Source organism: Streptomyces sp. NPDC056128 (genome assembly GCF_042263835.1).
Taxonomy (GTDB): Bacteria; Actinomycetota; Actinomycetes; order Streptomycetales; family Streptomycetaceae; genus Streptomyces.
In genome coordinates, this window is sequence record NZ_JBHJVQ010000005.1 from 222043 (window position 1) to 235224 (window position 13182).

The following is a 13182-nucleotide window of genomic DNA, read 5'->3' on the forward strand; positions in this document are numbered from 1 at the left end:
GCCTCCCTCACTTTGCCGGCGCGTGCGCGCCGGTCATCAGGGCCGCCAGGTCCTCCGGGGCGAGGAACGACGGGGGAGGCGGCGGGCCCCAGGCGTACAGGGACTTGACGCCCTCGAATGCGCCGGGCTTCCACAGGGCGTCGTCGACGATGCAGTCGAGGTCGGAGTAGTACTCGCTGAAGGTGCCCGCGGGGTCCTTGAGGTACCAGAAGAAGTTCGAGCCGATGTAGTGGCGGCCCAGGCCCCACGTGTGGCGGTCGGGGTCCGCCTCCAGCATGCCGGTGGCGCCACGGCCGATCTCGTCGACGTCGTCGACCTGCCAGGACGTGTGGTGCAGGAAGGCCACGGGCGACTGCTGCACCAGGACGTTGTGGTGGTCGGTTGAGCAGCGCATGAACGCGGCCAGGTCCTTGACGGTGTCGCTGACCTTGAAGCCGATACCCCGCTGGAAGAAGCGCTGGGAGCCCTCCTGGTCGGTGGAGCCGAGGACGACATGACCGAGCTTGCGGGGCCGGACCGGCCCCTCGCGCAGGATGCCCGGGGCGCGCTCGTGCGGCCGGGCGGTGCTGCCCGGGGTGTTGTACGGGGCCGCCGGGGCGGGCTCCTGCCGCAGCCGCGGAGCCAGTTCCACGCGCACCAGGACTTCGGTGCCCGGGTCCACGGCCGTCACGGCTTCGGCCGTGCGGTGCACGGGTATGTCCATCCGGGCCAGTGACGCGGCGACCCGGTCGAGGTCGTCGCGGTCGTCGGCGCCCACGCCGAGTTCGACCAGGCGGCGCCGCGCGGAGTGCACGATGCGCAGCTGCTCTCCGCCGTCGACGGTCGACAGCACGTGGGAGGGTCCCGGTGCCGGTGCGTCGCCGGGGGAGGGGGCGCCGGTGGTGAGGCCGAAGTCGGCGTAGTAGGCGGCCGTCCGCTCGACGTTCGGCACGCCCATGACGATCTGGGTCAGTCGGTGCAGTGACATGGTTGCGGCTCTTTCGCAGGCGGGGCGGGAGTCAGGAGGCGCGCAGGGGGGTGCGCAGGGTTCCGATGCCTTCGATCCAGGTGAGCAGGACGTCCCCCGGAGCGAGGAACCGCTGCGGGGTGCGGGCACCGCCCACACCGGCCGGGGTCCCGGTGAAGATCAGGTCACCCGGCAGCAGGGGGCACACGGAGGACAGGCGGGCGACGAGTTCGGGTACGTCGAAGACCATCTCGGACGTGCGGCTCTTCTGCAGCACCTCCCCGCCTTCGAGCCGGCAGCCCAGCTCCAGGTCGTCGGGGTCGGCGAACTCGTCGGTGCTGACCAGCTCGGGGCCGAGAGGCGCGAAGCCCGGGTAGGACTTGCCGAGGGAGAACTGCGGTGCCGGGCCGGTGAGTTGCAGTCGTCGTTCGGAGAGGTCCTGTCCCACGGTCAGTCCGGCGACGTGGGACCAGGCGGTCTCGCGGGTGGCCCGGTGGCAGCGTCGGCCGATGACGACGACCAGCTCGGTCTCCCAGTCGACCAGCCCGTCGGGGAGGCCGACAGCCGAGTCGTGGCCGGTCAGTGAGGTGACGAACTTGGTGAACACGGCGGGTTCCGCGGGTACGTCGAGTTTCGACTCCGCGATGTGGTCCCGGTAGTTGAGACCGACCGCGAAGATCTGCGCGGGCCGGGGGACGGGCGGCCCCCACCCGCTCCCGGTGTCCGTCGAGACCCACGGGGCGGCCGCCGCCTCCGGCGACGCCAGGAACTCCCGCGCCCAGGAGGAGAACGCCTCCCAGTCGGCGACCGCGCTCTGCGCGTCCGGCCCGAACCGGCCCCGGCTCGCCGCCGCGGCGTCGAGGTAGCCGTGCGGGCCCCTGATGACCAGTCGTCCGTCGATATTCGCAAGGCGCATGAGATTCTCCAAGGCAGGATTTACGATGATTTGTCAGAGTTCGGGTTTGCGGCAAGGACGGCGTCATGACGGCTCACTCCACATCCAGCCCCTCCGAGTGGATCTACCGGCTCGCACCCGCGCGGCCGGACGCGTCGCCGGAGCCCGCCAGTTCGGCACGCGGGCTGCGCGAGGCCGGCGACACCCTCGGCACCCAGCCCGTGGCCTGGGCCGTCACCGTCGGCGACGAACTGGCGCGGGTCATCATCCGCGAGGTGCCCGAACTGGGCGGTGGTCCCGCGCCCTTCGAGACCCTCCGGATGGGCACCGAAGCCGCGACGCTGTACGCGCTGCTGCTGCTCGCCGACTCCGACACCGAGCGGCCCGTCCCCGAGGAATCCCTGTGGGGGGACAGGGAGTTCGCCCGGCGGCGGCTCGGACTGGACAAGGTGCTGCGCGGCATCCGGGTCGCCCACGCGGCCCTGACGAACGCCCTGATGGGCGCGTGCCAGGAACTGGCGGCCCCGTCCGAGCGCGCCGAGCAGTTCCGTCGCGTCTCCGAGCTGCTCTTCGACTTCGTCGACACCTTCTCCTCCCGGATGACCGCCGAGTACCTGGCCGAGCACGACCGCTGGCTCACCAGCGGAGCCGCGGCCCGCGAGGAGACCGTCCGAGCGATCCTCGACGGGCAGCCGGTGCGGCAGGAGACCGCGGGCGACCTCCTCGCCTACCGCCTCGACGGACGCCACCTGGCCGTCATCGCCTGGTGCGACAGCCCGACCGCCGACGGCCCCGGCGACCTGCAGCGGGCGGCGACGGAACTGCTGCACCTGCGCGGCTGTACCTCGACCCTGGTCCTGCCCACCGGCCGCACCACCGTGTGGGCGTGGGGAGAACCGCACGCCGCTCCCCCCGCCGGGCGGGGCACCGGTGAACTCCGGCACGCCGAGAACGTCCGCTTCGCCTGCGGCACGCCACGCGACGGTCTGCTCGGGTTCCGCCAGTCGCACGAGGACGCCCGGCACGCCGTACGGGTCGCACAGCTCAACCCGCACGGCACCGGCCCCGTCGTGGACTACCCGGAGGTCGAACTGGCCGCCCTGATGTCGAGCGACCTGCCGGCCCTGCGTCGCTTCGTGAGCGACGAACTGGGGGACCTGACGGCGGACAGCCGTCCCGCCGGACAACTGCGCCGGACGCTGCGCCTGTACCTGCGCAATGAACGCGGTCTGACGGTCACCGCCACGCAGTTGCACGTGGCGCGCAACACCGTCACCTACCGGGTCAAGCGCGCACAGGAACTGATCGGGCACGACCTGACGGCCCGGTTGCCGGAGGTGATGGCGGCCCTCGAAGCCGCGGAGACACTGGGTATCGCCGTGCTCCGGCCTCAGGAGGATGGCTCGCATGACGGTCCTTCCCGGCGCGGGTGACATCGCGGTCGGAGAGCAGGGAGGGGTGGGTCAGATCAGGGGAGTGACCTGCTCCTCGATCCCCAGGAGGGCACGCCCGTACAGTTCGCCGGCGATGGCCGGGTTGATCACCGCGTGCCGGCTGCCGGTCTCCTGGTCGCGCCAGATGCGCTGCAGGGGGTTGGCCTCGGCGAAGCTGCCGGCGCCCTGGACACTCAGCAGCACGTCGATCGCCTCCCGGGACCGCCGGGTGACGTACCCGGTGTCCATGCGCACCCGCGCCCGTGTCTCGAACGGCATGTACGCGTCGCGGGCGGCCCAGGTGTCGATGTCGTCGGCGGCCCGCATCAGGTGCAGGCGGGCGGTGTCGGTCAGCTGGGCCGCCTCGGCCAGCTGGATCTGGGTCGACGGGGCTTCGTCGGCGCGCTCGTAGAAGGTGTAGGAGATGCCCCTGCCCTTGGCCAGGGAGGCGGTGACGACGTCCATGGCGGCCTGTGCCAGACCCACCTGGGGGCCGGCCAGCACCAGCGCGAGCACGGGGACCAGCGCCGACCGGTACAGCGGCTCGGCCTTGTGCTCGGTCGGATAGACGCCCCGCACCCCCTGGGTGACCGACAGGACGCGGTGGGCGGGGACGAAGACCTCGTCGGCGACCAGGGTGTTGCTGCCGGTGCCCCGCATGCCGGCCACGTGCCAGGTGTCCTCGATCGTCAGCTCGTGCATCGGGATGAGCGCCGAGCCCTGGTCGGTCTGCTGCCCGGAGGCGTCCGTGACGGGGACACCGAGGCAGGCCCACTGGGAGTGCAGGCTGCCCGAGGCGAAGCCCCAGCGGCCGGTGACGACCAGCCCGCCGTCGACCGCGCGGCTGGTCGCGCTCGGCGCCAGCACACCGCACACCCGTGCGTCGGGGTTGTCGCCCCAGACCTCCCGCTGGGCCTGCTCGGGGTACAGGCCGACCATCCAGTTGCACACGTTGACCAGCGTCGTCACCCAGGCCGTGGACCCGCATCCGCGGGCCAGTTCGGAGGTGACCTCCAGGAAGGTCCGGATGTTCACCTCGTGACCGCCGAGGCGCCGCGGCACGGTCAGCCGGAACAGCCCGGCCTCGGACAGCGCCGCGATGTTCTCCTCCACCACCCTCCGGTCGGCCTCCGTGCGGGCGGCGTTCTCGCGCAGCAGGGGCACCAGGGCTGACGCACTCTCCATCAGTGCGGTGAGGGGCGCCGCCGTCGTCGGCGCAGCGGCCGCTGTCGTGGTCATGGGGTCCTCCTGGTGTCGCGGCTCGGGTGGCGCACCTCGCCGGGGCGCCGCTACCGGCATTCCACGCCGGGTCCGCGCCCGTGTCCTGTGTCCCGGACCGCAGAGTTCCGCGCGTCGTTTGGGCCCCCGGACCAGTTCGGCGGCGGTTTGCGCCCGGCGCCCAGCACCGCCCGCCCGGCTTGGCCTCCCGGCCCAATGCCAGGGAGCGGCAACCGTGGAACTACTGGGGTGGAAACCGCGCCATCGACGCCGTGCGCGACCGCCGGCGGCGCACTGCCCCGGCTCCGCCCTCCTGGAGGTCGCTGTGTCCGCATCCGCCCCTGCCCTGACAGAACCGCTCGCACCGACGGCCGACCCGGCGGTACTCCGTCGCGTACTCGGCCACGTACCGACCTCCGTGTGCGTGGTGACCACCACCGCACCCGAGGGGCCGGTGGGAGTCACCGTGGGCAGCTTCACCTCCGTCTCGCTCGACCCGCCCCTGGTGGTCTTCTACTGCGGCCGCCAGTCGGCCAGCGCGCGGGCGATCGTCGACTCCGGTCACTTCTGCGTCAACGTGCTGGCCGACGACCAGCAACAGGTGTGCGCCGCCTTCGCCGGCCGTACGGCGGACCGCTTCGCCACCGGTGACTGGGAGCTGACGGACCACGCGGCACCGCGTCTCGACGGCGCCACCGCCTGGATCGAGTGCGAGGTCGAGGACAGCTTTCCCGCGGGCGACCACATCGCCGTGCTGGGCCGGGTGCGGCGCCTCGCCGCGGCCGACGGGCGCCGTGACCCCCTGCTCTTCCACCGCGGCCGGCTGGTCCGCCTGGACCGGGTCCGCGGCGTGCACGTACCCACCCACTCCTTCGGCTGGTGGGACATCTGACCGAGGCCGTCACGAACCCCTTCACCGAGTCACGAACCCCTTCACCGACCAAGGAGACCGATGTGTCGGACCACGACAGGACCACTCCCGCACTCATGCGCCGGGCACTCCTCGCCGGCGGCGCCGTGATGGCCGGGGCGGGGATGGTGGCGCACCCCGCCGCCTCGGCACCCGCTCCCGGCCGCACGTCCCGTCCGAAGGACCTGGCGGTCCGGAAGGAGATCGAGACCGTGGTGCTCACCGAACGGTGGGCTCGCGACATGGCCCAATGGGACGTCATGGCCGAGCAGTTCCACCCGGACTCGCTCGTCGACATCTCCTGGATCCGGACGGACGGCCCCGAGTTCGTCCGCCTGTCCCGCCAGAGCTTCGACGCCGGAGGACGCAGTTGCCATGTCCTCAGCCCCGTACTGATCCACGTCGAGGGCGACCGCGCGACCGCGGACACCGGGGTGATCATCGCCGGGCGGGTCGCGCTGGGCGGCGTCAACCTGTTCCTCACGGCCTACAGCCGCATCGTGGAACGCCTGGAGCAGCGCGGGCGGGACTGGCGCATCAGCGAACTGAAGTGCGTCTATCAGTTCGACTACCTGACGCCCGAGAACCCCGACGGCACCGCCGGCCTGGACCCCGGCCGGCTGGCCCGCTACCGGCCGTCGTACGCGGCACTGTCCTACTGGGTGGAGGAGACACGCGGCGCCGCCGCCGTACGCCACGATCTGCCGGGAGTCGACCGGCCCGAGACGATCGACGCCCTCTACGAGGCCAACCGCACCTGGCTCCGACAGGGCACCTGACCGCGTTCGCCGTCGGCCGTCGCCGATCCCTTCATCGACCCGCCACGGAGGCACGCATGACCCGGACCGGACTCGTCGACGTCCACGCCCACTTCGTCACCGACGACTACGTCGCCACCGCCAGAGCCGCCGGTGTGGAGCATCCCGACGGGATGCCCGGCTGGCCCACCTGGAGCGTCGGCGAACACCTCGACATGATGCAGCGCGCGGGCATCGCGAAGTCCTACCTGTCGATCTCCTCCCCGGGCGTGCACTTCGGCGACGACGCCGTGGCCCGCGCCCTCGCCCGCGAGGTCAACGAGTACGGCGCCCGGATCCGCGCCGCGCACCCGCGACGGTTCGGCCTCTTCGCCTCCCTCCCGCTGCCCGACGTCGAGGGCGCACTGGCCGAGACCGCCCACGCACTCGACGTGCTCGGCGCGGACGGCGTGACGGTGGAGAGCAACCACCACGGCCGCTACCTGGGCGATCCCCGGTTCCAACCGCTGTGGCAGGACCTCGACCGGCGCGGCGCCGTCGTCTTCGTCCACCCCACGTCACCACCGCACGCCGACGCCCTCGCCCAGGGCCGGCCGCGGCCCGTGCTCGAGTTCCTCTTCGACACCGCTCGCACCGCCGCCGACCTGCTCTTCCACGGGGTCATCGGCCGCCATTCCGGGATCCGCTGGGTCCTCACCCACGGCGGGGGAGTGCTGCCGCTGCTGGCCGACCGGATGGAACTGTTCCGCGCCCACTTCGGCGGCGGGCCCGCGGACGAGCGGAGCGTGCGGGAACAGCTCGGACGCGTCTGGTACGACATGGCGGGTACGCCCTTCCCTCGCCAGATCCCGGCCCTGGAGGCGGCCTTCGGCACCGAACGGCTCCTCTACGGCAGCGACTACTGCTGGACACCCGCCGACGCCGTGCTCGCCCAGATCGCCTCGGTCGACTCCGCGCCACCACCCTCCACGGCCGACACCTGGCGCGACCTCACCACCCGCCACGCACGCCGCCTGTTCGCCGAGGACGTGCGACAGACGGCCGAGAACGAAGGAACGAACGAGCATGCAGGCCCATCCCGCTGACCTCCTCCTGCGCGGCGCGACCGTCGTCGGCACCCGCGACGGCTCGCTCCACCCCGGGACCGACGTGCTCGTCCAGCGCGGTGTGATCACCTCCGTCGGACCCGGACTCACCCCGCCGGACGGCACCACGACGGTCGACGCCCGCGGTCGCTACCTCGTGCCGGGGTACAACGACATGCACGCCCATCCGCTCGGCCGTGGCGGTGACGTGGCGGCCACCCTCGAACTCATGCTCGCCCACGGCATCACCGGCTACCGGCAGATGTCCGGAAGCCTCGACCTGCTCCAGGCCCGAACCGAGGGGCGACTCACCTTCCCCCAGGCGTCACCCGCGCTTCTCGCCATGCCCGGCCCCCTCCTGACCATGCTGAACACCGCCACACCCGAACAGGCCGCCGCGACGGTGCGCGAGCAGGTGGCGGCCGGTGCCGACTTCGTCAAGTCCGCCGCGATGACCAAGGAGCGCTTCTTCGACGCCCAAGCCGAAGCCCTGCGCCTCGGCAGACCCATCGTCGGCCACCTGCCCGGCGGTATCGACGTACTGAAGGTCTCACGCCTGGGCATGAGGTCGATCGAGCATTTCGGTTCCGGGCTCGGCGTCCTGGCGTGCTGCTCCAGCGAGGAGGAAGCCGTCCAGCGGGCCGCCGGAGCACGGCAGCGACTCGGCCTGCCCACCGTGAAGCTGCCGTTCATGGACAGGGCCATGGACAAGGCCATGGACGCGGTCGTGCGACGGGCGGTGCGACGGGTGGTACTCAACCCCGTCAACCTCAACAAACCCGACGACATCGCCATCCTGGACCACGCCGTCCGGACGTACGACGAAGGGCGCACCCGCGCCCTCGCGGCACACTTCGCCGCCGACGGGACCTGGCACGTGCCCACCATGATCCGGCAGAAGACCAGCAAACTCTGCGACGACCCCGCCTTCGCCACCGACCCCGACCTGCGCTACATGGCCCCCGCCACCCTGAAGACCTGGCACCGCGTGGTCGCGAGATTCCGCAAGCGGTTCACGGCCGGACAACGAGCCACCCTCGCCGCCTCCCACCGCCACGAATACGACATGGCGCGGATCTTCGACGAGAGCGGCGTCCGGATGCTCGTCGGCACCGACTCCTCGGGCGCCGTCTGGGTCGTCCCGGGCGCCGCACTCCACGACGAGATCGACCTGCTCGCCGAGGCCGGCATCCCGCCGCTGCGGCTGCTGCGGATGCTCACGCTGTACGCCGCGGAGTTCCTGGAGGCCACGGACCGGATGGGCACCGTGGAACCGGGCCGGAACGCCGATCTCGTCCTCCTCGACGCCAACCCGCTGGACGACGCGGCCAACCTCCACCGCGTCGTCGGTGTGGTCCGGGCGGGCAGGTACTGCTCGGCGGCGGACCTCACGAGGATCAAGGACAGGCTCGCGACGACGCGGACCATCGACTGACCTGCGGAAAGGCGAAGGTTCTGGCATCGCGCCATGATGGGTTCACCGGCCCGACAGGAGGCGGTGACGACACCATGGGTGTGAGCAGGGCAGACGACCGCGCGCCGCCCGCCGGGGTGGCGGCCGCGCTGATCGATCGTCGAGGTGTCCTGATCGGCTGGTCCCGGGCCGCGGAGGAGCTCCTGGTGCGACCCGCCGCGGACGTCCTCGGCCGCTCCGTTCTCCGCCTGCTGGCCGAGCCTCGTGCCGCCACCGCGGGCCGGCCGCCGGACAGCGGCGACACCAGGCTGCTGTGCGGCTCCGGTGAGGTGATCACGGTGAGCTACCGCGCCGAGCGGCTGCACGGCGCCGGCCCCACCCTGATCCTGGCCGTCGCGGCCGACCGCGCCCCCGGCCCCGCGTGCGACGAGCCGCTGGCACGGGCGCTGCTCGGCCAGGACCTCATCGGCTTCGTCCTCCGGGACACGGATCTCGCCGTGGTGCGGACCAACCTCGTACACGGCGCCGCCGGACCCTCACTCACCGTGGGAAGCCGACTGGCCGACGTGATGCACGCGGACGACGCGGCCGAGGCGGAAGCCGCGCTGCGGGGCGTGCTGGAGACCGGAGTGCCCTCCGCGGCGCGCGAGCAGCGGGTGAGGTCGGCCCAGCCGCCGTTCGGTGACTGGTCGCTGTCCGTCTCCGCCGTGCGGACGGAGGACGACGACGGGCGGCCCACGGGCGTCGCGGTGCTGATCACAGACGCGACGCGGCACTGGCATGCCGAACGCCGACGCGAGCTGCGCCATCGGGCGTCGGCCGAGATCGGGGGCACCCTCGACATCAACAGGACGGCTCAGGAGATCGTCGACACGCTGGTGCCCGACTTCGCCGATGTCGCCTGGGTCGATCTGGCCGACGCCGTTCTCACCGGAGAGGAACCGCCCAAGACCTTCGGCGGGGGCGATCTCCACCTGCGCAGGGCCGCGAACCGCATCGCCCACGGCCCGTGGCCACCCGGCATGCTCCCGCTCGGCGCGGTGGTGCCGGCCTTCCCGGACACGCCTCTCGTCCGGGAACTCCAGGAAGGCCACACGATCACGGTGGACCGGGCCGCGCTGGAGCGGGGTCTCGCCGACCCCGCTCACGTGCGGCTCGCGGCACCCGATCGTGGCCACTCGATGGCCGTGGCCCCACTCTTCGCGCGCGGCCTGCTGCTGGGGGTGGTGGTCGGCTGGCGCACCGACCGCGTCGAGCCGTTCGACGAGGAGGACGTCGCCCTGCTCACCGAGATCGCGGCCCACGCCGCCCTCGGGGTGGACAACGCCCGCCGCTACACCCGTGAGCACCGCGCCGCCGTCACCCTCCAGAGGCGTCTCCTGCCCCAGACGCACACCTCGACCCGGGTCATGGAGACGGCGGGCGTGTACCTGCCCGCGGCAGGCGGCGCGGAGATCGGCGGCGACTGGTTCGACACGATCGAACTCCCCTCGCTGCGCACCGCCCTCGTCGTCGGGGACGTGATCGGCCACGGTCTGCACGCCACCGCCACCATGGGCCGGCTCCGCACGGCCGTGCAGACGCTGGCCGACCTGGAACTGCCCCCGGACGAACTGCTCACCCATCTCGACGACCTGGTGACCCGGCTGGCCGGCGAGGAGGATCCGGCGTTCCGGGACGTGGTCGGCGCCACCTGTCTCGTGGCCGTGCACGATCCCGTCGCCGGTCAGTGCACGATGGCCGCGGCGGGCCACCCACCGCCCCTGCTGGCCCTGCCGAACGGCGGGGTCGGTCCGGTTCCCGTGCGGCCCGGGCCGCCCCTCGGCGTCGGCGGCCTGCCGTTCGAGATCAGCAGCGTCGAGGTGCCGCCCGGCGCCGTCATCGCCCTGTACACCGACGGACTGCTCCGGCGCTACGGCAGCGACATCGACGGCTCCACCCGCGAACTCGCGGACCGGCTGGGCAAGTTGCAACGTGACGGGCACGACCTTCCCTCACTCGCGCAGACCCTGGCGAGCGGCGCCGGAAGGCAACCCATGCCGGACGACTCGGCCCTCCTGCTCGCGCGCACCTCCGCGTTGGAGACGGACGCCGTGGCCCGCTGGGAGTTCCCGGCCGACCCGAAGGCCGTGGCCCGCGCGCGGGAGGCGGCCACCGGCAAGCTCGCCGAGTGGGGCCTGGAGGAGAGTGCCTTCGTGACCGAGTTGATCGTCAGCGAACTCGTCACCAACGCCGTCCGGTACGCGGGCGGGCCCGTGGGGCTGCGGCTGATCCGCGACGACGTCCTCATCTGCGAGGTCTCCGACCCCAGCAACACACAGCCCCGCATGCGCCGCGCCCGCACCACCGACGAGGGAGGCCGCGGGCTGTTCCTGGTGGCACAGCTCAGCCGCCGCTGGGGGAGCAGGTACGGACAGACCGGCAAGACCATCTGGGTCGAGCAGGAGCTGTCCGGATGAGGCGGGTCGGGACGGTCAGGAACACTCAGCAAGGCCCGGCCTAGTGTCCCATCGGCAGAGTGGGCGCCGGACGGAAGTTCCGGGACTCTCCGCGACCGGCCACCGGTGGGACGAAGTAGTCGCTGTCCTTGGGACGGTCCGCCGCCAGTCCGCGGGGCCGGGGCGCCGGTTCGAGGTGGGGGATGTACTTCGAGCACTGCACGTAGGCTTCGTCCACCCTCAGGTGCACCCATACGGCAGGCTGCCGGCCGTGCGCCGAGTCGATGGGGAGATGCGGGTACACGCGACGCTGCTCGGCGTCCCCCACCAACTGGGCCGCCCCATTGACGTGCAGCCCTATGTGATGGTGGGTGAAGTCGATGAAGAGCATGCCCATGTGCGGGTTTTCCAGGATGTTCCCGTTGCCGGCATGGACCCCGTTGCCCCGGTACTCGGGGTAGGTCAGGGTGTGTTCGTCGAGCACGGTGACGAACCCGGGCGGCCCGGCCCGGAACCCGGTGTCGCAGTTGCCGCCGGCGTCGGCGGTCGACAGGAAGACCATGGTCTGACGCCGGACGAAGTCGCGCATCTGATCGGTGAGATGGGGCTGGACCTGCCGGTCGTAGAAGGTGGCGGCCCGGTCGGCCGTACCCAGGTGGCTCTGCAGGAGGCGTTCGCCGGCGGAGCCGGGGCGGCCTGCGGGCCGGTCGTTCATATGCGGTTGTCCTCTTCCTTCGCCGGATGACCTGGATCCAGAGGGGCATCCAGCACCGGGACGCCCAGCGGGTCGTGGTGGATCTGGGCGGCCGGCACTCCGCACCGCAGGAGTACCTGCCGAGCGGCAGCGATCATGCCGGGCGGCCCGCTGATGTACGCCTCCGTGTGACTGCCCGGACCCGACGCGGCGATGACGTCCGGCAGGGAGCCCTCGGCGCCGGGGATGTGCTCGTGGGACACGGCCGCGCGCACCGTCAGCCAGTGATGCCGCTGCGACAGGCGCAGCAGCTCGTCGAGACCGTACAGTTCGTTGCCGGTGCGCGCGCCCACGAACAGGGTCACGCGGCGGTCCTGGAGCCACCGGGGGTCGTTCGCGATCTGCTCGATCAGGGCCCTGATCGGCGCGAGGCCGGTGCCCCCCGCGGCGAACAGCAGATCGCGTGCGGAGGACGTCGAGAGGACCATGTCACCCTCGGGCGGGCCCAGACGCACCATGTCGCCGATCCGCGCCCGGTACACCAGGGCGTGACTCACATGGCCGCCGGCGACGTGCCGGACATGGAAGGTCAGGGTCGAGTCGGGCCGGGGCGCGTTGGCCGGTGAGTAGTGCCGCCACACCCGGGGCCGCCACGGTGTCTCCATGCTGACGAACTGGCCGGCCTGGTACGGATACGCGGGGTCGGTGGCCACCGTGACCTCGGCCAGCGCGTTGCCCAGGTGCCGGTGGCCGACGATCTGGGCGTTCCACACGGCGGGCCGGAGCCGGGTGTCGTTGTCCGCGGCCAGGATCATCGTCTCGGAGGCGATCCCGTAGGCCCGCTGCCAGGCCAGTGCGATCTCCGGGGTCCACGCGGGGCCGGCGAACCGGGCGAGCGTCTCCAACAGGCATTCGCCCACCGCGGCGTAGTGCGCCGTCACGGCCCCGAACTTGCGGTGGTCGCGCCCCAGGCGGGCGCAGAACTGGGCCAGGTGCTCGGGCGAGTCGACCAGGTCCACGATCCGCAGGAGGGCGCGCAGCAGGCGGTCCCGCTGGACGTCCATGTTCTCCGGGAAGAGCGAACGGACCTCGGGGTAACGCACGAAGAGGATGGCGTAGAAGTACACGGCCAGTTCCCCGGCCTGCGGCTCGACCACCGCGACGCTGCGGCGGACGAGGTCGCACTCGTGCGGGCCCAGCGGCTGGGGGAGGGGGAGAGCGCCCTGCTGCGGCTGGTGGAACGGGTCGTTCGCGGCCTGCGGCGTGGGGGGACTGTCATACCCGTCGAGGTGGGCACGGTGGGTACCGAGCGTCACGCGGCGCCTCGCGCGGGGGCTGACGGTGTTCTGAACGTCATGTCCTTGGGCCGGCCTTCCACGCTGCTGTCTTCT

General features: G+C 72.2%; 11 protein-coding genes. 6 read left to right on the forward strand and 5 right to left on the reverse strand.

Going from position 1 to position 13182, the window contains the following annotated elements; translation table 11 throughout:
- Positions 1-7: 7 nt before the first annotated feature.
- Both ACFC1X_RS14050 and ACFC1X_RS14055 read right to left on the reverse strand, forming a co-directional pair.
- Positions 8-967: a VOC family protein gene (locus ACFC1X_RS14050; protein WP_376352679.1), complete on the reverse strand. Its 960-nt coding sequence runs from the start codon at positions 965-967 to the stop codon at positions 8-10.
- A 31-nt stretch (positions 968-998) separates the two neighbouring features.
- Complete coding sequence (locus tag ACFC1X_RS14055) at positions 999-1862, reverse strand: fumarylacetoacetate hydrolase family protein (RefSeq protein ID WP_376352681.1); 864 nt, start codon at positions 1860-1862, stop codon at positions 999-1001.
- Between the two features lie 65 nt (positions 1863-1927).
- Here ACFC1X_RS14055 and ACFC1X_RS14060 point away from each other — a divergent pair, with 65 nt between their 5' ends.
- Positions 1928-3274, forward strand: a complete 1347-nt coding sequence (locus ACFC1X_RS14060; protein WP_376352684.1) for a PucR family transcriptional regulator — start codon at positions 1928-1930, stop codon at positions 3272-3274.
- A gap of 30 nt (positions 3275-3304) precedes the next feature.
- Here ACFC1X_RS14060 and ACFC1X_RS14065 read toward each other — a convergent pair whose 3' ends face one another.
- Positions 3305-4513, reverse strand: a complete 1209-nt coding sequence (locus ACFC1X_RS14065; RefSeq protein ID WP_376352687.1) for an acyl-CoA dehydrogenase family protein — start codon at positions 4511-4513, stop codon at positions 3305-3307.
- A 304-nt stretch (positions 4514-4817) separates the two neighbouring features.
- Here ACFC1X_RS14065 and ACFC1X_RS14070 point away from each other — a divergent pair, with 304 nt between their 5' ends.
- From ACFC1X_RS14070 to ACFC1X_RS14090, 5 genes are all read left to right on the forward strand, one after another.
- Positions 4818-5384 carry a flavin reductase family protein gene (locus ACFC1X_RS14070; protein ID WP_376352690.1) on the forward strand — a complete coding sequence of 189 codons (567 nt, stop codon included), beginning with the start codon at positions 4818-4820 and terminating at the stop codon, positions 5382-5384.
- 62 nt (positions 5385-5446) lie between these two features.
- Positions 5447-6181, forward strand: coding sequence for a nuclear transport factor 2 family protein (locus ACFC1X_RS14075; RefSeq protein WP_376352693.1), 735 nt, complete (start codon positions 5447-5449; stop codon positions 6179-6181).
- A 56-nt stretch (positions 6182-6237) separates the two neighbouring features.
- Entirely contained in the window at positions 6238-7245 is a 1008-nt protein-coding gene (locus ACFC1X_RS14080; RefSeq protein WP_376352695.1) for an amidohydrolase family protein, read from the forward strand.
- A complete protein-coding gene (locus ACFC1X_RS14085; RefSeq protein ID WP_376352697.1) occupies positions 7226-8680 on the forward strand; it encodes an amidohydrolase family protein in 1455 nt (484 codons plus the stop codon). Before ACFC1X_RS14080 ends, ACFC1X_RS14085 begins: the two co-directional genes overlap by 20 nt.
- A 74-nt stretch (positions 8681-8754) precedes the next feature.
- Positions 8755-11118: a SpoIIE family protein phosphatase gene (locus ACFC1X_RS14090; RefSeq protein WP_376352700.1), complete on the forward strand. Its 2364-nt coding sequence runs from the start codon at positions 8755-8757 to the stop codon at positions 11116-11118.
- 40 nt (positions 11119-11158) lie between these two features.
- Here the strand turns inward: ACFC1X_RS14090 and ACFC1X_RS14095 are convergent, their stop codons facing one another.
- Positions 11159-11812, reverse strand: coding sequence for a pyridoxamine 5'-phosphate oxidase family protein (locus tag ACFC1X_RS14095; RefSeq protein ID WP_376352703.1), 654 nt, complete (start codon positions 11810-11812; stop codon positions 11159-11161).
- Positions 11809-13107 (reverse strand): globin domain-containing protein, encoded by a 1299-nt coding sequence (locus tag ACFC1X_RS14100; RefSeq protein ID WP_376352706.1) that lies wholly within the window; start codon positions 13105-13107, stop codon positions 11809-11811. The genes ACFC1X_RS14095 and ACFC1X_RS14100 overlap by 4 nt, the downstream gene beginning before the upstream one ends.
- Between the last annotated feature and the right edge of the window lie 75 nt (positions 13108-13182).